This is a genomic window from Halobacillus campisalis (assembly GCF_030345335.1).
In the GTDB taxonomy this organism is placed as follows: domain Bacteria; phylum Bacillota; class Bacilli; order Bacillales; family Halobacillaceae; genus Halobacillus_A; species Halobacillus_A campisalis.
This window is the reverse complement of the sequence record NZ_JAPVRC010000005.1, coordinates 103,878-126,660: the sequence shown is the minus strand read 5'-3', so window position 1 is coordinate 126,660 and position 22,783 is coordinate 103,878. Positions and strand designations below refer to the sequence as shown.

Here is a 22,783-nt window from a genome sequence, read left to right as displayed (position 1 = left end):
TGACAGGAGGAGGGCTGGCGATGCATCAATTAGCAGAAAAAATCCAGCAGCAGGATATGCGGGCCCTCGCTCGTGCCATTACGTTAATTGAGAATGACGATCCCGAGAAGCTGAGTTTGATGAGTGATATCTTTTCCATCCAAAAAAAAGCCCATCACATCGGGATTACCGGCTCGCCGGGAGCAGGGAAAAGCTCGCTGATTAACCGCCTGCTCACGCATTTGCGGTCAAAAGGACTGACCGTCGCTGTCATTGCCGTGGATCCAACGAGTCCCTTCAGCGGCGGTTCGCTGTTAGGCGATCGAACGCGGATGAACCAGCACTTTATGGATCCGGGCATTTTTATCCGCAGTATGGCAACACGAGGGAGTCTCGGAGGACTGGCAAGGGCGACAAAAGACGCGATTCGTGTGTGCGATGCCTATGGGTTTGACATCGTTTTAGTGGAAACCGTCGGAGTCGGCCAATCAGAACTCGATATCATGAAAGTCGTCGATACGACAGGCCTTGTGATTACGCCGAACAGCGGGGACGTACTGCAGATTTTTAAAGCGGGAATTATGGAAATCGCGGATCTATTCATCATCAATAAAGCGGATCTAAAAGGCGTCGGCCGATTGAAAGCAACGCTCGAAGAGTACATGATGATAGCCCAGCCTAAAGGGTGGCATCCGCTCATTGTCAAAACCATTTCGACAGAGAATAAAGGAATGGAAGAGGTATGGCAGGGGATGGAAAGGCACCGCTCCTACCTTTATGAAACGAACCAGGGGGAAAAACAGAGAAAGCAGCAGCTGCAGCTCGAAGTATATGATTTGATTCGTGAAGAAATATGGCGGGATGTAAAGCAGCATATCGAGGGTAACGAAGCCGCACGTACACAGCTGGCCGACCCGGAGGCCGATCCATATCAACTGGCACGCTCCTGGTATCACGCATGGAAGGGTGACGACTGATGACGAACAAACAAGTTCCTTCAACGATCAAAGATGAGAGCCTTGTAGAGAAACGACGTCAGCAAATGATCAAAGGCGCTGTCATTCTTTTTACGGAAAAAGGGTTCCACAAAACGACGACGCGTGAAATCGCTAAAGCCTCCGGGTTCAGTATCGGCACGCTTTACGAATACATTCGAAAAAAAGAAGACGTGCTTTTTCTCGTGTGTGATTCGATTTATGAGCGTGTGAAGGAGCGGATGGAGCAGTCGATCGATCAGCATGAAAAAAGCATTGCAAACCTCGTCCTTGCAATCCGCGCTTATTTTCATTTGATGGATGATATGCAGGGAGAAGTACTCGTCATGTATCAAGAAGTCAAATCGTTATCGAAGGATGCACAGGATTACGTGCTGCAAAAGGAACGGGAAATGGTTGCCATGCTTGAAAAAGTCATTACAAACAGTTTGCCCGTCACGATCTCACAGGAGCAAGTGGCCTTAGTCGCCAACAACATTTTCGTTCAGGGACAAATGTGGGGCTTCCGGCGCTGGATCCTGCAGCGAAGCTTCACGCTCGAAACGTATACAGAACAGCAAATCCAGCTGCTGCTGCACGGATTGAAAGTAGAAGAAAAAGAATTATCCTAACGAGGAGGGCGTCCTATGGAAAAGCCTGAAGTATATCAAGCGAAACATCCGGTCCGCTTTGTGACCGCATCGAGTTTATTTGACGGACACGATGCCTCAATCAACATTATGCGCCGCATTCTCCAGTCGACAGGAGCGGAAGTCATTCACCTTGGCCATAACCGATCAGTCGAAGACGTCGTGAACGCGGCGATCCAGGAGGATGTTCAAGGTATCGCCATCTCGTCTTACCAAGGTGGTCACGTGGAATATTTTAAATATATGATGGATCTGCTGCGCGAGCGGGGAGCGGGACACATCCGCGTTTACGGCGGGGGAGGCGGAGTGATTATCCCTCGTGAAATTAAAGAGCTGCACGAATATGGCGTGGCACGCGTTTTTTCTCCAGAAGACGGACGCGAACGCGGTCTGCAAGGCATGATCAATATGATGATCGAAGAATGCGACTTCCTGCCGCCGCTGCAAAACATCGAAGAAGCGGTCGCCGGTCTGACAAAAGGCGAGCATCAGTCGGTCGCGCGCTTTATTACGTATGTGGAAAACACGCCGCGTGAAGAACGCGAAGCCGTGGCAACTTTTGAAAGCGCTCTCGAAAAAGCGGTAGAGAAAAAAATTCCTGTGCTCGGCATCACCGGTACAGGCGGAGCAGGAAAAAGCTCACTGACAGATGAGTTGATCCGCCGCTTCATCAATGAAATTCCCGACAAAAAAATCGGCATCCTGTCCGTCGATCCAACGAAGAAGAAAACCGGCGGCGCTTTATTAGGCGACAGGATCCGGATGAACGCCATTTTCAACCCCCGCGTGTATATGCGCTCTCTCGCTACAAGAGACGCCCGTTCTGAATTATCAACGGCTGTAGAAGAATCGATTCAAGTGATGAAAGCAGCCGGAATGGATTTTATCATTATCGAAACGAGCGGGATCGGCCAGGGCGATGCCGCGATTACCGATGTGACCGACTTGTCGATGTACGTCATGACGGCTGAATTCGGTGCGCCGTCTCAGCTTGAAAAAATAGACATGATTGATTTTGCCGACTTTATCGTCATCAATAAATTTGAACAAAAAGGCTCTGAGGACGCGCTAAATCAAGTGCGTAAGCAGTATGAACGGAGTCACATGCTGTTCCATGCGGACACATCGGCTTTCCCAGTTTACGGTACAATTGCCAGCCAGTTTAACGACCCGGGCACGAATACGCTGTTCGCCGGCATCGTCGATAAGCTGAACGCAGACTATAACTGGCAGGATGAAACGACGTTAGAGCGTGTAGACAAAGTCGAAAAACAAAATGTCATCATTCCAAACGACCGCCAGCAGTATTTACGCGACATTTCGTTAGCTGTTCGTGATTATCATAAGTATTCGAACAATCAGGCGGAGCAGGCCCGAAAGCTTTATCAGCTAAAAGGCACGGTCGCTCTGCTTGATGATGAGGAGCACAAAGAAAGCATCGAACGCCTGATTGAAGATTACGAAGAGAAGCTCGACCGCGAGCCGACCTCCCTTTTAAACGACTGGGACGATTTGCACGAACGGTACAGCGGAGATACGTACACCTTCAAAGTACGAGATAAAGACATAACGATGGACATTACGACAGAAAGCTTATCAGGCTTGAAAATTCCTAAAGTCGCATTGCCGAATTACAACGACTGGGGAGACCGTCTGCTCTGGCTCATGCAGGAAAACGTTCCTGGCGCTTTTCCATTTACGACAGGCGTGTTTCCGTTCAAACGAAAAGGGGAGGATCCGAAGCGCCAGTTTGCCGGAGAAGGAACGCCTGAACGGACGAACAGACGATTCCATTATTTATCCGAAGGCGACGATGCCAAGCGTTTAAGCACCGCTTTTGACTCCGTGACGTTATACGGAGAAGATCCCGATGAACGTCCGGATATTTACGGAAAAGTCGGCGAAAGCGGCGTGAACATCTGTACGCTTGAAGATATGAAAAAACTCTATGCCGGGTTTGATTTAACTGACCCGACCACGTCCGTATCGATGACGATCAACGGACCAGCCCCCATCATATTAGCGATGTTTTTCAACACGGCAGTCGACCAGCAGCTCCATAAATTCAAGGAAGAAAACGGCCGCGAGCCTGACCGTGAAGAAGCAGCGAAAATAAAAGAAGAAACCATCCACGTCGTCCGCGGAACCGTACAAGCCGATATTTTAAAAGAAGATCAGGGACAGAACACGTGCATCTTCTCAACGGAATTCGCCTTGCGCATGATGGGAGATATTCAGCAGTATTTTATCGATTACGAAGTGCGCAACTACTACTCCGTTTCGATTTCCGGCTATCACATCGCCGAAGCTGGAGCGAACCCGATCACACAGCTAGCGTTTACGCTAGCGAATGGCTTCACGTACGTCGAATACTATTTAAGCCGCGGCATGGATATCAACAAATTCGCGCCCAACCTGTCGTTCTTTTTCTCGAACGGACTCGATCCCGAATATACCGTGCTCGGCCGCGTAGCCCGCAGAATCTGGGCGATCGTCATGAAAAATAAATACGGCGCCAACGAACGCAGCCAGAAGCTGAAGTACCACATCCAAACGTCCGGCCGTTCCCTGCACGCCCAGGAAATCGACTTCAACGACATCCGGACGACACTGCAGGCACTCATCGCGATCCAGGATAACTGCAACTCTCTGCATACGAACTCTTACGACGAAGCGATCACCACCCCTTCACAAGAGTCCGTACGCCGCGCAATGGCCATTCAAATGATCATCAGCAAAGAGTTCGGCCTGACAAAAAACGAGAACTCCTTGCAAGGCTCCTATATCATCCGTGAGCTGACCGATCTCGTCGAAGAAGCCGTCCTGCAGGAATTCGAACGCATCAACGACCGCGGCGGCGTACTCGGCGCCATGGAGCGGCAGTACCAACGTGGAAAAATTCAAGAAGAATCCTTGTATTACGAGGGCAAAAAGCATTCAGGAGAATTGCCGATTATCGGTGTCAATACGTACTTGAATCCGAACCCGCCATCCGAAGAGGAGATCGACTCGATGGAATTGACACGCGCCTCCAAAGAAGAAAAAGAGCATCAAATCAAAGAACTGCGCAGCTTCCAGAGTGCCAATGAATCAGAAGCCGATGCCGCACTCAGACGTCTTCAGGAAGTCGCAAGCGGCGGAGGGAACATTTTTGCGGAATTGATGGAAACCGTAAAAGTCGCCAGTCTCGGCCAAATCACGAATGCTTTGTATAAAGTAGGCGGGCAGTACCGTCGGAATATGTAAGTAGTGAAACTCGTCATCCTGTAGTTATGGGGTGGCGGGTTTTCTCGTTTGCGAGTAGAGAGAGAAAGATATGGCAGTATGCTTGAATAATGGATTCCGAGATAATAGTAAGAGTCAGAGGCTCCTCGAGCTCTGTGGTGTCTCATCTGACCCGCATATCCCATAGGAGTCTCCCCGTTTCCTTGCGATATAGATTTTCCCGGAGTCACCCAGTTCTACATTGAAAGGCAGTAATAGCAATCAAATTTCTATCCTATCCTTGTGGGAGCCTCTTATCTCCTTTAAATCAGTTTCCAAGCCCGACAAGAGGTTTAATGATTTTACCAGTAATTGATATGCTATTAATAAAGTGTTTGTTAAAGTTCCTTGTTGAGATTCCATTTAAGCCCCTTATGTAGAAGACTCCGTTTCGAGACAAAGTTGGAATTTAGGGGCTCCAGGAAACGGCTCGCCTTCCGGGGGGCGGGCGGTGAGCTTCCTCGAGCTTCGCTCTCCGGGATCTCACCTGTCCCGCTCATCCCCCAGGAGTCTCCTCGTTTCCCTCCGCCCCTCTGCCTAATAAGGCTCTCGAAACCACTTTACAGATAGAAAAGCATTTGCAGCTATACCTTTCGTTTCAAGCGGCTTGCCAAAGAGTTTCACTTAATAATTAAGGCGGGAAGTTAGCTCGAAACCCCTTTTATTCATGTGACATGGCTTTGTTCAGACCGGTTTGAACTAGACTGAGCTGGAGTTTCGGAATGAGAAGGGAATCATCATGACACGGGACGATGGAATGATTCAAGTTCGAGAACCACATTAGTGAAAAACACTTTTTTTCGTTTTCCCTCTGTTGAGGCCACGATGAGCGTTCGGTGGTGACGCCTGCGGGAACAGCGCGAGCCGAAGATCCACTTGGTCAAGTGCTCTTCTTGACCAAGTTAGCTGAGGCCGTGCCCGCGGCAAGCATCCACCGATAAGCGATTCGTGACTAGCAACGACAAAGGCAGAATGGTTTTTTCAGTGGCCTGAGCCATTCTCCGTGGCCCTGATGGTCTCGAAATCAAGTCTTCAACCATCCTGCCATATTGTTGAATAACTCACTTATTATTTCTCCGCTTGATCTTACTAAAAGAAGGCATAGGAATGGATTAACGTCACGCTTTTTTATTAATAAGCTATAAAAAAGGATGTGACATTATATGTTGAGATGTGCCTGGTGTATGAAAAAAATTAAAGAGAACGATCAAGTTTTCGGTTTAAGTGTTAAATTTGCAGAAGGTGTAGACTATTCAGGTAGTGAAGGAAGAATGATTCATATTCCGCTCAGCACCCGAAATACCAGTGTTCCGATGGTAGTAACAACTAAAGAATCTGAAGCAAAGACACAAGGGACGGATGGTATTTTTGCTTTGTGAAGTGGAGAATGCTGGAATAAAATGAAAGAAACGGTAGCAAAAGAAATAACAACATTCGAGTATTCGAAAGATATAACTCAAAACTAAAATGAACCTAATATGGTGCACCTCATTCTAAAAGAAGAGGTGCATTAGCACTGTATTTTCTGCTATGTATATTCGGTTACATTTTCACGAACACGTTTAATTGGCAATCAAATATCTTACAAGCTGTATTGGTATAATAGTTATAGGATTCCTTATCGAATTTCCTTCACTTCTGTAAGATAAGTCAACATTGAATCATTCCGTTCTTCATGTTTCCTTTATCTACGCCAGCTCAGTCTAGTTCATACACTGCTTCACATAAAGATGCTATCCGTGTCCCGCCGCCCCTTGTGTTTAAGAAAAACTCTCGGAATTGACCAGGTTCACTCTTATCTAGAATATTAAAAATAGAGATAAAACTACTATTATAGCCTTTTAATTGTTATCTCTTTGAGTTCAGTTAATGGTGGTTTCGTTGCTTTTATCATGGTAATGGGGTCTTGGAAATGGTGAGACTCCTGCGGGAATGGATGGACTGGCTAGACCCCGGAGAGCGTTAGCTCGAGGAGGCTGGCCGTCATCCCCGCGGAAAGCGATCTATTTCCAAGACCCCCATTTTTCTAAGAAAAATAACGAAACCTATCTTCCACATTAGGTAGACTATATGAATATCAGCACGATGGCCTTTTGGTTGTACCCAAGAAAAGTGAATCCTTTTCCCATCTTACACCGTAAATATAACAAGAAAGCGAGGGACGAACATGAAAAAATGGATAGGTGGCTTCATACTGCTCTTCTTACTCGCTGTTACGCCGATACATGCCCTGGCGGTTGACTTTGAGATCGATCAGACGGATATTCAAGCTTCCTTACAGGAAAGTGGAGAAGTTGAAGTGAAGGAAACCCATACGTACAGTTTTGATGGTGACTTCAATGGAATTACCCGCAGTCTAATTCCTAAAGAAGGAACTTCTATAACAGATTTTCGGGCTGCTGAGAACGGCAGTGATTTAAAGGTGGAGCAGGAAGACGAGCTTTATAAAATCTTCCGCGGCGGAGAGGATGAAACGGTAACCATCGATCTTTTTTACACGATCGAGGATGGAGTAGAAATATATTCAGATGCCGCTCAGTTTTATTGGCCATTCTTTGATGACAGCAATGAGTCTACTTACGAGAACTTGACCATTACCGTAGTGCCGCCAGAACCAGCAAATATAAAAGCGGCTTACGGTGAGGAGGAAGCTTATGACACGGAAGAAATCAATAAATATGGCAGTGTGACTTTCCATCTTGGTGAAGTTCCTGATGGAAGCAAAGGAAACATAAGAGTCGCTTATGATGCGGCAATTTTTGCGGGGGCTTCAAGCGACCAGGAGATACTTCCAGCCATTAAAGAAGATCAAGCTGACCTGTATGCAGCGATGTTAAAAAAAGCGCAGCGTGAGGAACGTTGGGGGAACTGGGCTCCTACTATTTTCGGAGCATTTCTAGCCGTTGCACTTGCTCTTACCTTTATAGCGTGGAGGAAACGAACGGAAACCATTCGTGAAGCTAGACGACAGGAAAGCGGCGGCAGTCGTTTTCCTAAAGATTCGTTAAGCCTGCCCGGTATGATTGCTTTTATGAATCACGGAATGCTTTCAACAGAGGCGTTAACGTCTGCTTTACTAGATTTGTACCGAAAAGGAAATATTGAAAAGGTCTCAGATCATGAATTCGAATTGAGCAGCAGGACTACGGAATATGAGCACGAAAGTATTCTGATTGAATGGCTGTTTGATGAGGTGGGGGACGGACAGACCTTTAGCACAGAAGATTTTGAGGCGTATGCCAAAGATGAAGAGAACCATGAAAAATACCAGGAGCATTATAGAATGTGGCAGGAAGAAGTAAAGAAAGAATACAAACAGCATGATCTACAGGAAAAGTTTTCAGGCTTAAACTGGACGGCAATCATAGCTGCGCTGTCCATTCTTCCTTTTCTCGTTCTCTTTCCTATCAACGGTCAGCTGCCATGGATGTTCTTCTCCTTAATTCTTATGCTCTTTTTTATAACGTTTTCGATCGTCTACAGACCTTTAACAGTAACAGGGCATAGGTTAAAAGGAGATCTAAAACCTTTGAAGAAAGGAGACGAGTGGAAATCCTGGGATAAAGATGAGCAGCTCCCTGCTCTTTTATATCAAATTGGGCTCGGGAAACGTGATCTTTCTATGACACCTGCGTCTAACCATGACTGGGTTATCTTTCTTGTCCTCGCTGGAACCTTAAACAACAGCTTTACTACAGTTGATCAGGAAGTCTCGGCTGCGTCTGGTTCCTCCGGCGGAGTTGCGGGGGGAGGAACTGGAGTCGGCGGAGGCGGTGGAGGATCAGGTGCCTTCTAACATAATGGAATGATGAGTAGAGAGCCCTCTTTGTGAGGGTTCTTTTTTAGTTTTTGATTACATGTCAGTGTTGGTATTCATAATAAGCTCTACTTATGTTTGAGACTCAGTTTCGAGACATTTATATGAGGAGATGGTGGCTTTAGAAAACGGATCGCTTTCCGCGGGCATGTGGTGGGCTTCCTCAGGCTTCGCCTTCCGGGATCTCACCTATCATGTACATCCCGCAGGAGTCTCACCGTTTTCTAAAGCCACCTTACGATTGTAAGTTGCTCGAAACGTACTTTTTAAGAAAAAATTGACTTTAAGGTATGAAAATGGATCAAATTTCAAGGACGTATGATAATAACTAAGGATGAAGTACTGCGAATATCACCATATACTCTTACCAAATAGGAGTCTCGCAATTTCCGAAGCCCTCTTCGACGATTAAGGGAACGGAAACTTCCAATGTAGAATCTCAGATACAGAGAAGCAGTATAAAAAAAGACATTGAACGGTATTTTTAACAGTAATTTTGAAAATGGCTTATTAATATAATGTGGTACTTTTTAGTAAGAGCGGAATCGTTTCGTTCAGCGGCGTATGAACTCGACACTGGTTCGATGCACATTAAGTATGGAAGATAATGGGTTGACACTTGGAGGAGTATATCTGTCGTATTTTATTTAGTATGTTCTTACTTAAAGTGATTTCGAGAAGAACTTAATATAGGAAGGAGCGGAGGGGGATGGGGAGACTCCTGTGGGAAGAGAGTGCTTAGTGAGATCCCACAGGACGGGACGTCCGAGGAAGCTCACCGCGCTCCCACGGAAAGCGAGCCATTCCCCGCCGCCCTATCCACTCACGAAAGTCTCGAAATTAAGTCTCCCACACTCCTGCTATATAGACAATTGACATAGTATAACCATCTCAAACTTACCCATTGGAAGAAAAAAAGAGCTCCTCAGTGAGAAGCTCGTTCCTTTATCAGTGACCGCCACCAACGGAGTCATCATCGTGGGCCTGGTTAATATCGACGATCATCGGTTTTTTCTGACCATACGATTCATAAGTGACCTCATAGGCCTCGTCTTCCTCAAGGACCATCCAGAGACTTTCATCTTCTACGACGATTTCTTCTCCATCGACCGTAATATAGTAGCCTTCATCATCATGAGATTTCTCTTCAAGGACAGCTTCTGTTAAGTGTTTTTCATGGATATAGCCAAAATTCATATACAGCCAGATGCCGAGTGCTATGATGAGAATAACGGCGGTGATCCAGTTGAAGGGGTGTGTTTTTAACATCTATTATGTCTCTCCTTTTTCATTATCTGCTTCTATTTTACGTCAAAATTGCACCAGCACCAAATAAGATCGTCCATTCCTTATACAACGATTGATTTTTGTTAAAGCTAACCATATAATGAAGGTTATGATTATATGTCATTCGTATGCTGTTTTTATGGACTATGAATGAATAAAGGAGTGCTAGCACCGTGACAGTTAAAGAATTGAGCAAAGAGCAGGTTCAAGAGATTTCCATGATCGACCTTGCTATCCTCATTTTAAAAGATGAGAGACAAGCGTTAGATTTCAATGAAATCTTCGAGCGTATTGCTAAAATGAAAAATTTCACTGCAAGCCAGAAGGAAGCTAATATTTCGCAGTTTTATACAGATTTGAACGTTGATGGCGGCTTCATGACTATCGGTACAAACCGCTGGGGATTGAAATCCTGGTATCCGGTGGAGCAGCTGGAAGAAGAAATCGCGACCCTTCCACAGAAGCGTAAGAAGAAAAAGAAAAAACCTTCCAAGCTGCTTGAAGATGAGCTGGGTGTTGAAGGCTTTGACGATGAAGAAGAGGACGACCTTGACGAAATCGAGCTGACCGATGAAGACTTGGACCTTGATGACACCGACGATGATTACGAAGGTGATTATGAAGAGGACGAGCTTGATGAGGAAGAAGAAGAGATTGTCAAAGAGGACGTAAGCTTCGTCGGCGATGAAGATGAGGAAGAAGAATCCTAAGGTTGACTTTCGAGGACCAAATGGGTAATATTTTATTTGGGCTCTTTAATTTTCGAATGAACGTTATAACGCTCCCCTTTACCGGGGAGCGTTTTTTGTTTTTTAAACGTTGTCCTTCTGACTCTCTTATCATTTATTGTTAAGAGTTTTGGATAGAGACGCTGGTTTAATTTCAATATATAGAATAGCCGACCAAATGAAATGGATAGAAAGAGGGATACTTCATGGCAACAAAATATATCTTCGTTACAGGCGGAGTGGTTTCATCATTAGGTAAAGGAATTACAGCAGCATCACTTGGACGTTTGCTGAAAAATCGAGGATTGAAAGTGACAATCCAAAAATTCGACCCGTATATCAACGTCGACCCAGGAACAATGAGCCCTTATCAGCACGGCGAAGTTTTTGTAACTGATGATGGTGCAGAAACCGACCTTGACCTTGGTCACTATGAGCGTTTTATCGATATCAACCTGAATCGGTTCAGCAATATCACCACAGGTAAAGTGTACTCAAACGTCATCAAAAAAGAACGCCGAGGTGATTATCTGGGCGGAACGGTCCAAGTTATCCCGCACATTACGAATGAAATCAAAGACCGCGTCTTCCGCGCAGGACACGAGACGAATGCGGATGTAGTCATTACCGAAATCGGCGGAACGGTCGGGGACATTGAATCTCTTCCTTTCCTTGAAGCGATTCGTCAAATTAAGAGCGATATCGGCCGCGATCACGTCATGTACTTGCACTGTACACTCGTTCCTTATTTAAAGGCTGCGGGTGAAATGAAAACGAAACCTACCCAGCACAGTGTGAAAGAGCTGCGTTCCCTGGGTATCCAGCCTGACGTCATCGTACTGCGTACGGAAAGCGAAATTTCCGATGATATGAAAGAGAAAATCGCGTTGTTCTGTGACATTAATAAACAGGCTGTTATTGAAGCAGGAGATGCTGATACATTGTATGATGTGCCTCTTACACTGCAGGAACAGAAGCTGGACGAGCTGACGTGTCAGCATTTCGGTTTGCAGACCGCACCTGCTGATATGACGGAGTGGAACAATCTCGTGAATCAGGTGAAGAACTTAAAAGAGAAGGCGACAATCGGCCTTGTCGGAAAATATGTCGAGCTGCCGGATGCGTATATTTCTGTCGTAGAAGCGCTTAAGCATGCAGGATACAGCTTCGATGCGGACATCGAAGTCAAGTGGGTGAATTCTGAAGAAGTGACTGCAAGCAACGTCGCGGACCAATTGAGCGATGTCGATGGCATCCTTGTTCCTGGAGGGTTCGGAGACCGTGCGATAGAAGGGAAGATTCAGGCGATCCGTTACGCTCGTGAAGAGAAAGTACCTTTCCTCGGAATTTGCTTAGGCATGCAGCTGGCAACCGTTGAATTTGCTCGTCATGAACTTGGACTTGAAGGCGCGCACTCTGCCGAAATCAATCCATCGACGCCTCATCCGATCATCGACCTGCTGCCTGAACAAAAAGAAATCTCTGACCTTGGAGGTACACTGCGTCTAGGCATTTATCCTTCACGGTTGAAGCATGGTACAAAAGCGATGGAAGCGTACGGTGAAGAAGTCGTGTACGAACGCCACCGCCACCGTTTTGAGTTCAATAACCACTATCGTGAGCAAATGGAAGCGGCAGGATTTATTTTCTCAGGTACAAGCCCTGATGGCCGTCTCGTTGAAATTATCGAAGTCGAAGACCATCCTTGGTTTGTAGCCAGCCAGTTCCACCCTGAATTCAAATCACGTCCAACCCGCCCGCAGGAGCTTTTCCACGGCTTTATCGGTGCGATAATGAATACGAAATAATAGTGAAGTACGCCTCGAACGCTTTTTAAGCGTTCGAGTTTTTTTATGGCTCTACTACTTAGATGGATGCTGGCGTACTAAAATAGAAACGTCCAGAAAATTACAGAGTAATGGTGCACCTGAAAATCTTAGAAGTTAGTGTCCGCATTTTTTGACAAAAATCAGCAGATTCTTCCTTTTTCTAAAGAAGAAAAAGATAAAAAAAGTGGTTTTCTTGCAAACTTCTCACTATTTTAAAAAATATGCAGGAGAACGCCTTGAATTTGTAGAAGTTATAGACCAAAAGACATAAAAGGTATAGGAGATGCATGTTTTGATGGAAAGGTTGTGAAAAATGGGAAACAAAGTACTTATAGTAGACGATCAACCAGGCATACGCATGTTGCTGGAAGAATTATTAAAAGGCGATGGCTATGAAATTATTACAGCAAAAACAGGGAAACAAGCGTGTGAAGAAGTGACGAAGCACAATCCAGACTTAATCTTAATGGATTATCGGCTTCCGACGATGAGTGGAGGAGAAGTGCTCGAATACTTACACGGCCAGGACTATCATAAACCCGTATTAATCATGACCGGACTCTCTCCGAAATCTATTGCAGATGAAGCGGAATATCCCTTTGTAAAAGAAATTATTTCCAAGCCGTTCGACATTCATGTCATGCGAGAACTAGTGGCACAAACAATAGAGGATGTGTGAACCACATCTTTTTTTTGGATGAAAGCGTTAACTCTCTCCTTTGATGTTGCACCTTGTAAAGCGTATTGGTATTCTAGTACTGTGCCTAAGCTTACATAACATATTTTTTTTGTAATATACATAAAATATATGTTAGTAATAGAGAAGTATATACATTAAAGGAGGATCTTTCATGCCATTAGTTTCAATGAAAGAAATGCTAGAAAAAGCTAAGGAAGAACGCTACGGAGTAGGACAGTTCAACCTTAACAACTTAGAATATGCCCAGGCTATTCTTCAGGCTGCTGAAGAGGAGCAGTCTCCAGTTATTCTTGGAGTATCTGAAGGTGCGGGTCGTTACATGGGCGGTTTCAACGTCGTTGTAGCGATGGTTAAATCACTTATGGAATCATACGGTACTACTGTACCTGTTGCCATTCACTTAGATCACGGTTCAAGCTTCCAGAAATGTGCAGAAGCAATCCATGCTGGATTCACTTCTGTCATGATCGACGCTTCTCACGATCCTCTAGAAGAAAACATCGCGGTTACGAAAAAAGTAGTTGAACTTGCACACATTCACGGTGTATCTGTTGAAGCTGAACTTGGCCGTGTAGGCGGACAAGAAGACGATCTTATCGTAGATGATGCTGAAGCAGCTTACGCAATTCCATCTGAGTGTAAAGAGCTTGTAGACGCGACAAACGTCGACGTTTTCGCACCAGCTCTAGGTTCCGTACACGGACCTTACAAAGGCGAGCCTAACCTAGGATTCGACCGTATGGAAGAAATCATGGGAATCGTAGACAAGCCACTTGTACTTCACGGCGGTACTGGAATCCCTACAGCTGATATCAAGAAAGCTATCTCTTTCGGTACAGCTAAAATCAACGTAAACACGGAGAACCAAATTTCTCAAGGTAAAGCAGTACGTAAAGTGCTTGAAGAACAGCCTGAGCAATATGATCCACGTAAATATCTTGGACCTGGTCGTGACGCGATCAAGGAAACCGTTATTGGAAAAATGCGTGAATTCGGTTCATCACAAAAAGCATAAGACACATAGAAGGAAGCCGTTACTGAGTAGCGGTTTCCTTTTCAAAATGTATGAAAACGCAATCATTCGATATTTTTTTAAAAAGGAGAGGAATATGAATGAAATTTTTCATTGATTCAGCTAGTATTTCAGAGATAAAAGAGGCTAACGCATTGGGATTGCTTGACGGGGTAACGACAAACCCGAGTTTAGTAGCGAAAGAAGGCGTATCTTTCCATGAACGTCTTCGTGAAATTACTTCTGAAGTCACTGAAGGTTCGGTCAGTGCTGAGGTCATTTCTCTGGATGCCGAGGGGATGCTGCGAGAAGCTAAAGAATTAGCCGCCATTGCACCGAATATTACGGTAAAGGTTCCGATGACGCTTGAAGGACTGAAAGCTGTAAAAGCATTGAGCGACTTAAACATCAAAACGAACGTCACGCTCATTTTCTCCGCGAACCAAGCCTTGATGGCCGCTCGCGCAGGTGCTTCCTATGTTTCTCCTTTTCTAGGAAGATTAGATGATATCGGCCACAATGGTGTAGACTTGATTGCTCAAATAGCGGAAATTTTCGATCGTCATGCGATTGATTCTGAAATCATCGCCGCCTCAGTGCGCCACCCGGTCCATTTAACGGAAGCAGCGATCAATGGTGCCCATATCGCAACTGTTCCATTTAAGCTTTTTGAGCAAATGGTGAAGCACCCGCTTACGGATCAGGGTATTGAAAAATTCCTCAATGACTGGAATAATCAAAAATAAGAGTGAATTGGTAAAAGATGCATACACTAAGCACAAAATCTTTGCGCTTAAAGTGAGGAGTTTCTCATGAAAAAATTATTAGTAGAAGGTGGCACTCGTCTGCGCGGACAAGTACGCGTAGGAGGAGCCAAAAATAGTGCTGTCGCTTTGCTTCCTGCAGCCATATTAGCGAATTCAACAGTAACAATCGAAGGACTGCCGGATATTTCTGACGTTCAGACTCTCTCAGAGCTACTGGAGGAAATAGGCGGAACTGTACGTAAAGATGGACAAACAGTAGAAATAGATCCTTCGACAATGATTTCCATGCCGCTGCCTAATGGCCGCGTCAAAAAATTGAGAGCCTCCTATTATTTTATGGGAGCGATGCTCGGTCGTTTCAACAAAGCAGTCATCGGCCTTCCCGGAGGCTGTCACTTAGGACCTCGTCCGATCGACCAGCACATCAAAGGATTTCAAGCCCTCGGTGCTGAAGTCACAAACGAACAAGGCGCGATTTATCTGCGTGCGAAAGAGCTGCGCGGTGCACGCATCTACTTAGACGTTGTCAGTGTCGGAGCCACCATTAATATCATGCTGGCCGCTGTCAAAGCGAAAGGCAGAACTGTCATCGAAAACGCCGCGAAAGAACCCGAAATCATCGATGTCGCCACCTTGCTGGCAAGCATGGGCGCGAAAATCAAAGGAGCCGGTACAGATGTTATCCGCATCGAAGGAGTAGACGAGCTGAACGGTTGTCTGCACACCATCATACCCGATCGGATCGAAGCCGGAACCTACACGATCATGGCAGCCGCTCAGGGCGAAGAAATGATCATTGATAACGTCATCCCACAGCACCTGGAATCCTTGTTGGCCAAGCTTCGCGAAATGGGCGTAACCATAGAGGAAAATGACGAACAGCTGTATGTAAGGCCAGGAAAATCATTGAAGAGTGTCGACATCAAAACACTCGTCTACCCAGGATTTCCGACCGACCTCCAGCAGCCGTTCACATCCCTGCTCACCCAGGCGACAGGAACCGGAGTAGTCACCGATACCATCTACCAGGCCCGATTCAAGCACATCGATGAACTGCGCCGCATGAACGCAGCCATCAAAGTCGAAGGCGGAGCCGCCATCGTAGCCGGCCCCTCCAAGCTGCAAGGTGCCAAAGTAAAAGCCACCGACTTACGAGCCGGAGCCGCACTCGTAATAGCAGGTCTGATGGCCGACGGGATCACAGAAATCACAGGCATCGACCACATCGAACGAGGCTACGAAAACATAACCAACAAACTCATCGAACTAGGCGGAAAAATCTGGTGCGAAGAAATGTCCAAAGAAGAAGTAGAACAATTCCAGAATTCATAAAAGAAAAGCGGAAGCGGCCCGTTAGACACGACACGCATAAGCAAGATGCCGAAGTGAAGCGATCTTCCTTCACGTAGGTAGATTGCTTATGTCGCGAGTGTCTGGCCGCTGCAGCTGGACATAAGAAAAGCGAGAGAGGCGTTTAGGCCTGTTTCAAGGAAGATCGACTAAGAACGCCACATCCTGTGGCAACGTCGATCTGACCCCCGTCCTGGGGGCCCAACCAAGATGCCGCAATCGAGTGGTCTTTCTCGATGGAGGTAGATTGCTTACGACGCGAAGGCCTGCCTCTCGCAGCTGGACAGCAGAAAAGCGAAGGCGAGCGGTATTTCAAGGAAGATCGACTAAGAACGCCACATCCTGTGGCAACGTCGATCTGACCCCCGTCGTGGGGGCCCAAGCAAGATGCCGCAATCGAGTGATCTTTCTCGATGGAGGTAGATTGCTTATGACGCGAAGGCCTGCCCCTTACAGCTGGACAGAAGAAAAAATGAATCTTTTAAAAGAAAATAGAAGGCCGGAGGGATCCGGCTTTCTTCACTTTTTTTACACCTCCTACAACCTGCCAGCAAAATTACTTGAATCCTTATCCATACAAGTTGTACAATGAGTAGAGTTTACTAAAGATAAATAATTTCGTAACCCTCAAGAAGAGCTTCTATCACCTTCCGTATATTCTTCACGTCCCAATTTTTCAAAAAGAAAATATTAGTTAGATAGATGAATCGAAGGCATGCTCGGGTATACAAGTCTACAGGAAAAAATAAATTAAAGTGGTGATTTCGTGTCAGAAGTAACAATTTCAAGTTTAGAGACTATGACCCTGAAAAAACTCTACTCGCTGGCTAAGCAGTTCAAAGTTTCTTATTATGCTAAGCTTACGAAGAGAGAGTTGATTTTTGCAATTCTAAAAGCACAGGCCGAGAAAGACGGCTTCTTATTCATGGATGGAATTTTGGAAATTATTCCTTCTGAAGGCTTCGGCTTTTTACGTCCAATCAATTATTCGCCGAGTGCGGAAGATATTTATATTTCAGCGTCACAAATCCGCAGGTTCGATCTGCGTAATGGTGATAAAGTTTCCGGTAAGGTTCGCCCTCCTAAAGAAAACGAACGTTATTATGGTCTACTGCACGTAGATGCCGTTAATGGTGAAAACCCGGAAACAGCTAAAGAACGCGTCCATTTTCCAGCATTAACTCCGCTTTATCCTGACCGGAAAATGAAGCTTGAGACAGAAGGCAAAAAGCTGTCGACAAGAATCATGGACCTTATGTCTCCGGTAGGTTACGGTCAGCGTGGATTGATCGTAGCTCCGCCAAAAGCAGGGAAAACGATGCTGCTTAAGCAGATGGCCAACAGCATTTCAGTCAACCATCCGGATTCTAAATTGATCATTCTCCTCGTTGATGAGCGTCCAGAGGAAGTGACAGACATCGAACGTTCTGTTGCACCTGACGTGGATGTAGTCAGCTCCACTTTTGATGAAGTTCCAGAAAACCATATCAAAGTGGCTGAGCTTGTCCTTGAACGCGCGATGCGTTTAGTGGAACATAAGCGTGACGTAATCATCTTAATGGACAGCATCACCCGCTTAGCTCGTGCCTATAACCTGGTTATTCCGCCAAGCGGACGTACACTTTCAGGCGGTATCGATCCAGCAGCTTTCCACCGGCCGAAGCGGTTCTTCGGAGCAGCACGTAATATTGAAGAAGGCGGCAGCTTGACGATTCTTGCTACTGCGCTAGTCGATACAGGCTCCCGCATGGATGACGTCATCTATGAAGAGTTCAAAGGAACAGGAAACATGGAGCTGCACCTCGACCGCAGCCTGGCTGAACGAAGAATCTTCCCAGCTATCGATATCGTCCGTTCAGGAACGCGTAAAGAAGAACTTCTCCTGCCGAAAACCGAACTGGATAAAATTTGGGCGATCCGTAAAACGATGTCCGACTCCAACGATTTCGCCGAGCGTTTCTTACGCCGACTTCGCTCCTCGAAGAGCAATGAAGAATTTTTCGACGTAATGGACAAAGAGATGCAGGGGAAAACGGCGAAAGCCGGAGCTAGAAAATAATAAATCTATTAGATGTTGCATTGCCTTACTAGGGCTGATATAATCTTTCTATGTGAGTTTCAGTACAAGGTGTCACGACTAACCTTCGAAGGCTCTTACAATAACTCTGTTTCAAAGGACTCAGGGCAAAAAGGAGTGGAAGAACATGAAAGAAGCAATTCATCCAGAATACCGTAAAGTGGTATTTCTAGACACAAGTTCTGATTTCAAATTTCTAAGCGGATCTACACAAGGATCTGAAGAGACAATCGAATGGGAAGATGGAAACACTTACCCGCTAATTCGTGTTGAAATTAGTTCAGAGTCTCATCCGTTCTACACAGGCAAGCAGAAAGCTGACAAAGCTGGCGGCCGTGTCGATCGCTTTAAGAAAAAATATAACCTTTCATAATAATGAATGCACACCCGATAAAGGTGTCCATTGCATAATTTTGAACAAAAACAGGCAAATTATCTTACCGTTTGCCTGTTTTTTGTTAGAAAGAAAAGCGGAGAGAGGCGCTTAGGCCTGAAACGCGAAAGCAAGATGCCGAAGTGAAGCGAACTTTCTTCACGTAGGTAGATTGCTTACGTCGCGAAGGCCTGCCTCTCGAAGCTTAAACTAATTAAAAAAGCTGTCCTGAGGCGATCAGCTGTAGAGCGGTCGCCCAGAGAGAGCTTTTTTAATGATTACGGTAGATGTAGAAGGGAGCGACTGTGGACGTGTATGTCATGAAGCATAGTGGATGGGTGGAAGTGATTTGTGGAAGTATGTTCAGTGGTAAATCGGAGGAGCTGATCCGCCGGGTACGCAGAGCTACATATGGAAATTTATCGGTGCGTGTGTTCAAACCGCTCATTGATAATCGGTACAAAGAGGATTCCATCGTATCCCATAATGGAGCGTCTGTAATTGCTCGTCCAATGAGCGAGTCGTTAGCGATTCTTCCTGAGGTCGGGGAAGATGTGGACATTGTTGGTATTGATGAGGTGCAGTTTTTTGATGAGCATATTCTCGAAGTCGTGGAATGTTTAGCAGACCGCGGAATTCGTGTGATTGTCGCTGGTCTTGATACAGATTTCCGCGGCGAGCCTTTTGGAAAAATGCCGGAGCTTATGGCTTTGAGTGAGAGTGTGACGAAGCTGAATGCGATCTGCCCGATTTGTGGATCTCCAGCCAGCCGCACGCAGCGTTTGATTGATGGGAAGCCTGCTTCTTATGATGATCCGATTATTCTTGTCGGCGCGTCTGAATCATACGAGCCCCGCTGCCGTCACCATCATGAGGTGCCGAATAAGCCCAGGCAAGCGCAAGTGAAGGCGCACGTCGAAACTTATAAATAAAAGGGGAGCCCGTTCACTTAGTGGACGGGCTTTTTGTAAAACGGCCTGGAGGAGATGGAGGAATTATTGGCTGGAATGGTCGAATTCTCATAGGCCCTCTGATTATTCGACCACAATTGACGGATTTTCCTTTATACTTACGAATAATTACAACAAAAATAACAATAATTCAGCCACCAGCCCATCCGCAGCACGTACGTCATTCACAGCCGCCACTCGCAAGCAGCAACTTTCGGCACCAATGTGCTATTCTCCGTTTCACAAAAAATAAAAAGAGGAAAACTAAATGAAAAAGGAGAATACATATGAAAGCGTCAAGTACTGCACTTAAAGAAGCAAGACTATTAAAAGAATGCTCGGATGCTTATTTATACGCTGTCGAGGTAAGTGAGAAAACGAACAGTGACTGGGCGGTCAAATCCTCTGTCGAGCAATGTCAGGAGTGTGTGGAGGAAAGTTTGATCATCACTAAGAATAAGAAGATTCATGATTTATGTTTAGAGTATGTCCATTTATGTGAAAATATAAAGAATACCCAATCCACGCGATGGAGGAATCAAGATGCAGACGAGAAACGCAAATTCAAACCAGTTCAAAGGATGTCAGAATGAATATTCGACGCTTAAGCGAGTACTGGTAAGCAAGCCGGAACATATGGAAATCAAAGAAATCATTAATGAAACACAAAAGCATTTTGCGAATGAAAACATTGACATAGACCGGGCGATGGAACAGCATGTGCAATTCATAGAAGTGCTGCAAAGCCATGAGATTGATGTAGAATACTTACCGACGAAGCAGAATCTGAATGAACAGGTGTTTACGAGAGATATTGGATTCTGCATTGATGATCAAATATTTGTGGCGTCTCTTGCCAGTGAAGTAAGACAGGAAGAGGTCAAGCCATTTGTGGATTACTTAGACGAAAATAATATCTCCTTTACGCGGCTGATGGGACCTTCGATTGAAGGAGGCGACGTCATTCTTGATAATGACGTCATTTATGTCGGCATAAGCGGGCGGACGACGCTGAGTGCGGCGGAGCATCTTCAGAAGTCGATGCCTGATCATAGAGTAGTGCCTCTACAGCTCAGTGAGGAGATTCTTCACCTTGATTGTGCATTCAATCTTGTTGATGAGAGCACAGCGTTGATTTATTCTCCTGCTTTTGAGGAGCAGGATGTACAAAGACTGAAGCAGACATACCGCTGTATTGAAGTGGATGACCAGGAACAATTCGAAATGGGGACGAACGTCTTATCCATTGGGCAGAGAAAAGTAATCAGTCTCCCTCAGAACAAAAAAGTGAATCAAGCACTCCGTGATGAAGATTTTACAGTGATTGAAGTCGATCTTTCTGAAATCATCAAATCGGGTGGTTCTTTCCGCTGCTGTACACTGCCGATTTTCCGTAAATCCTGACGAATGAAGCATAATCACCTCCTTCTCGGTCAAACTAGAGGAAAAGAGAAGAGGTGATGAACGTGTTTCGTTTAACTGTCTTGTTATTCATCCTTTTTACTGCCGCTTGTGCCCCGAATTTAGATGAGTCACAGGGTCATACGAACCGGCAGGATATTATGAATATGGGACTCGAGGATAACCCGCAGACCACTCCAACGAACCCGCGGTCGATTGAACGTGTAGGTGAAACGTGGGGGGTAAAGCAAATGCGTGATCAGATGCGCGATGCTGCCCATACGGTTCCTGGTGTCCACGTAGAGAGAATCATCATGGACGGCGATCGGGCATGGGTGACGGTCAGCCTGGCTGGCGATTTGACGAAAGATGAGCAGAAAGCTGTGAAGGAAGAAGTCATGAATCAAATCAAGAATTCCGTCCCTGACTATAATGTAACGGTCAAATCGAGGTGATTACAGTTCCTTTTTTGCCTGCCGATCCTTAGATGTGGTTGTAACCGCCACCTCTCTATAATATAATTGTACTGTTATGGAGAAAGAGGTGCATACCATTGATCGAACGTTTACAAACACTTGAAGATCGTTATGATAAATTAAATGAATTACTTAGCGATCCTGAAGTCATTTCGGATACGGATAAATTACGTGAATACTCTAAAGAACAAGCTGGTCTTGAAGATACGGTGATCGCTTACCGCGAATATAAAGAGGTAGCTGAACAGCTTGACGATGCCAAAGCGATGCTGAAAGAAAGCATGGATGACGATATGGTCGACATGGTCAAAGAAGAGATCGACGAGCTTTCAGAACGGAAGACGGAGCTTGAGGAGCGCTTGAAGATCCTTATGCTTCCGAAAGATCCGAATGATGACAAAAACGTGATCATGGAGATTCGTGGAGCGGCCGGCGGAGATGAAGCCTCCTTATTTGCTGGGGACCTTTACCGCATGTATGCCCGTTACGCGGAATCGCAAGGCTGGAAGATCGAAGTCATCGAATCAACCGCCAATGAAGTGGGCGGCTACAAGGAAATCATTTTTATGGTGAATGGTCCGCGTGCCTATTCCAAAATGAAATTCGAGAACGGCGCTCACCGTGTGCAGCGTGTCCCTGAAACCGAATCCGGAGGACGGATCCATACGTCGACAGCGACAGTTGCGGTTCTTCCTGAAGCGGAAGAAGTGGAAGTCGAAGTTCATGATAAAGACATTCGTGTCGATACGTTCGCTTCAAGCGGTCCTGGTGGACAAAGTGTAAACACGACGATGTCTGCCGTCCGCCTGACGCACGTGCCAACCGGAATCGTCGTTTCCTGTCAGGATGAAAAGTCCCAGATCAAGAACAAGGAAAAAGCGATGAAGGTCCTTCGTGCGAGAATTTACGATAAGCATCAGCGTGAAGTGCAAGCCGAGCTTGACGAAACACGTAAATCGGCCGTTGGTACAGGTGACCGCTCCGAGCGTATCCGTACGTACAATTTCCCGCAGACCCGTGTTACCGATCACCGCATCGGCCTGACATTGCAGAAGCTGGATCACATTCTCCAGGGGAACCTGGATCAGATTTTAGACGCTCTGCTGATCGAAGAACAAACGAAAAAACTAGAGTCTATTGGTGAATAAT

The 22,783-nt window shown here is 45.8% G+C and carries 21 protein-coding genes; 20 read left to right on the top strand and 1 reads right to left on the bottom strand.

Translation table 11 applies throughout. From position 1 onward, the window contains the following. Positions 1 to 20: 20 nt before the first annotated feature. The 5 genes from meaB to O2Q26_RS12050 all read left to right on the top strand — a co-directional run bounded on the left by meaB (position 21) and on the right by O2Q26_RS12050 (position 8,663). Positions 21 to 956 (top strand): methylmalonyl Co-A mutase-associated GTPase MeaB, encoded by a 936-nt coding sequence (gene meaB, locus O2Q26_RS12070; protein ID WP_289216141.1) that lies wholly within the window; start codon positions 21 to 23, stop codon positions 954 to 956. Then, positions 956 to 1,585 (top strand): TetR/AcrR family transcriptional regulator, encoded by a 630-nt coding sequence (locus O2Q26_RS12065; RefSeq protein WP_289216140.1) that lies wholly within the window; start codon positions 956 to 958, stop codon positions 1,583 to 1,585. Before meaB ends, O2Q26_RS12065 begins: the two co-directional genes overlap by 1 nt. Before the next feature lie 15 nt (positions 1,586 to 1,600). Continuing rightward, positions 1,601 to 4,849, top strand: a complete 3,249-nt coding sequence (gene icmF / locus O2Q26_RS12060; protein ID WP_289216139.1) for a fused isobutyryl-CoA mutase/GTPase IcmF — start codon at positions 1,601 to 1,603, stop codon at positions 4,847 to 4,849. Positions 4,850 to 6,051: 1,202 nt separating this feature from the next. Beyond that, entirely contained in the window at positions 6,052 to 6,246 is a 195-nt protein-coding gene (locus tag O2Q26_RS12055; RefSeq protein ID WP_289216138.1) for a hypothetical protein, read from the top strand. 788 nt (positions 6,247 to 7,034) lie between these two features. After that, positions 7,035 to 8,663, top strand: a complete 1,629-nt coding sequence (locus O2Q26_RS12050) for a DUF2207 domain-containing protein (protein WP_289216137.1) — start codon at positions 7,035 to 7,037, stop codon at positions 8,661 to 8,663. 969 nt (positions 8,664 to 9,632) lie between these two features. Here the strand turns inward: O2Q26_RS12050 and O2Q26_RS12045 are convergent. Continuing rightward, positions 9,633 to 9,953, bottom strand: a complete 321-nt coding sequence (locus O2Q26_RS12045; RefSeq protein WP_289216136.1) for a hypothetical protein — start codon at positions 9,951 to 9,953, stop codon at positions 9,633 to 9,635. A 191-nt stretch (positions 9,954 to 10,144) separates the two neighbouring features. Here O2Q26_RS12045 and rpoE point away from each other — a divergent pair, with 191 nt between their 5' ends. The 15 genes from rpoE to prfA all read left to right on the top strand — a co-directional run bounded on the left by rpoE (position 10,145) and on the right by prfA (position 22,782). Continuing rightward, on the top strand, positions 10,145 to 10,681 hold the full coding sequence (rpoE, locus tag O2Q26_RS12040; RefSeq protein ID WP_289216135.1) for a DNA-directed RNA polymerase subunit delta: 537 nt from the start codon (positions 10,145 to 10,147) through the stop codon (positions 10,679 to 10,681). 224 nt (positions 10,682 to 10,905) lie between these two features. Next, positions 10,906 to 12,507: a CTP synthase gene (pyrG, locus tag O2Q26_RS12035; RefSeq protein ID WP_289216134.1), complete on the top strand. Its 1,602-nt coding sequence runs from the start codon at positions 10,906 to 10,908 to the stop codon at positions 12,505 to 12,507. Positions 12,508 to 12,841: 334 nt separating this feature from the next. After that, a complete protein-coding gene (locus tag O2Q26_RS12030; RefSeq protein ID WP_289216133.1) occupies positions 12,842 to 13,207 on the top strand; it encodes a response regulator in 366 nt (121 codons plus the stop codon). A 172-nt stretch (positions 13,208 to 13,379) separates the two neighbouring features. After that, positions 13,380 to 14,243 (top strand): class II fructose-1,6-bisphosphate aldolase, encoded by an 864-nt coding sequence (gene fba, locus O2Q26_RS12025; protein WP_253937173.1) that lies wholly within the window; start codon positions 13,380 to 13,382, stop codon positions 14,241 to 14,243. 98 nt (positions 14,244 to 14,341) lie between these two features. After that, the gene (gene fsa / locus O2Q26_RS12020; protein WP_289216132.1) at positions 14,342 to 14,986 is read left to right on the top strand and encodes a fructose-6-phosphate aldolase; all 645 of its coding nucleotides are present in this window, start codon (positions 14,342 to 14,344) and stop codon (positions 14,984 to 14,986) included. A 66-nt stretch (positions 14,987 to 15,052) separates the two neighbouring features. After that, positions 15,053 to 16,339 carry a UDP-N-acetylglucosamine 1-carboxyvinyltransferase gene (gene murA, locus O2Q26_RS12015; protein ID WP_289216131.1) on the top strand — a complete coding sequence of 429 codons (1,287 nt, stop codon included), beginning with the start codon at positions 15,053 to 15,055 and terminating at the stop codon, positions 16,337 to 16,339. 254 nt (positions 16,340 to 16,593) lie between these two features. Continuing rightward, positions 16,594 to 16,719, top strand: coding sequence for a hypothetical protein (locus O2Q26_RS12010; RefSeq protein WP_289216130.1), 126 nt, complete (start codon positions 16,594 to 16,596; stop codon positions 16,717 to 16,719). Positions 16,720 to 16,787: 68 nt separating this feature from the next. Further along, the gene (locus O2Q26_RS12005; protein WP_289216129.1) at positions 16,788 to 16,949 is read left to right on the top strand and encodes a hypothetical protein; all 162 of its coding nucleotides are present in this window, start codon (positions 16,788 to 16,790) and stop codon (positions 16,947 to 16,949) included. Positions 16,950 to 17,123: 174 nt separating this feature from the next. Further along, positions 17,124 to 18,416: a transcription termination factor Rho gene (rho, locus tag O2Q26_RS12000; protein ID WP_253937176.1), complete on the top strand. Its 1,293-nt coding sequence runs from the start codon at positions 17,124 to 17,126 to the stop codon at positions 18,414 to 18,416. A gap of 145 nt (positions 18,417 to 18,561) precedes the next feature. Next, positions 18,562 to 18,807: a type B 50S ribosomal protein L31 gene (locus O2Q26_RS11995; protein ID WP_253937177.1), complete on the top strand. Its 246-nt coding sequence runs from the start codon at positions 18,562 to 18,564 to the stop codon at positions 18,805 to 18,807. Between the two features lie 311 nt (positions 18,808 to 19,118). Continuing rightward, complete coding sequence (locus O2Q26_RS11990) at positions 19,119 to 19,739, top strand: thymidine kinase (protein WP_289216272.1); 621 nt, start codon at positions 19,119 to 19,121, stop codon at positions 19,737 to 19,739. 305 nt (positions 19,740 to 20,044) lie between these two features. Next, positions 20,045 to 20,350: a hypothetical protein gene (locus tag O2Q26_RS11985; RefSeq protein ID WP_289216128.1), complete on the top strand. Its 306-nt coding sequence runs from the start codon at positions 20,045 to 20,047 to the stop codon at positions 20,348 to 20,350. Further along, positions 20,301 to 21,161: a dimethylarginine dimethylaminohydrolase family protein gene (locus O2Q26_RS11980; RefSeq protein WP_289216127.1), complete on the top strand. Its 861-nt coding sequence runs from the start codon at positions 20,301 to 20,303 to the stop codon at positions 21,159 to 21,161. Before O2Q26_RS11985 ends, O2Q26_RS11980 begins: the two co-directional genes overlap by 50 nt. 62 nt (positions 21,162 to 21,223) lie before the next feature. Next, a complete protein-coding gene (locus O2Q26_RS11975; protein WP_289216126.1) occupies positions 21,224 to 21,613 on the top strand; it encodes a hypothetical protein in 390 nt (129 codons plus the stop codon). Positions 21,614 to 21,711: 98 nt separating this feature from the next. After that, entirely contained in the window at positions 21,712 to 22,782 is a 1,071-nt protein-coding gene (prfA, locus tag O2Q26_RS11970) for a peptide chain release factor 1 (protein WP_289216125.1), read from the top strand. The last annotated feature ends 1 nt before the right edge of the window (position 22,783 follow it).